General features: G+C 39.7%; 1 protein-coding gene. It reads right to left on the reverse strand.

The features are described 5' to 3' along the window. A partial coding sequence (locus tag AB4Y92_RS25760) for a hypothetical protein (protein WP_441822201.1) occupies positions 1-458 on the reverse strand: 458 nt, incomplete at both ends.

Here is a 458-nt window from a genome sequence, read left to right on the forward strand (position 1 = left end):
AGACAGAGAAAAATCCCGCATACTCCAGTATTTCAAATATTTTCGATTGCTTTTGAACGATATCTCTATGAACAAGGCAGTAACTGCTTTCCTTTTTAGCGCAATTATTAAATATAAATTGAGCAATAGACTGCGCTGGCTGAACAAGAACCTCATACGATCCGAGTTTCGGAGCAACCTCTTCGAGAAGCGGCCAAAAATAATCAGCTGACAGAAAAAGGAGGCAACGAGTGAGTTCTGGATACCCGACGGCCTCGGACTCATTTATGTTGTTACATGCAAAAACAAAGCTTCTCAAATTTCCGGTTACGGCTCTGCCAAGAATTCTTGCAAACCGTTTCTCAGAAATAGAACGAGAAGACCTAATTTTATCCGCCAGTACTGGGAACCTCTTATTAAGTATCTCTATAAATATGTCTTCAAAATCAACCTTTCTATCATCTCGCGATATATCAACT

It is taken from the genome of Lysobacter sp. TAB13, from assembly GCF_052113885.1.
GTDB lineage: Bacteria > Pseudomonadota > Gammaproteobacteria > Xanthomonadales > Xanthomonadaceae > Lysobacter > Lysobacter gummosus.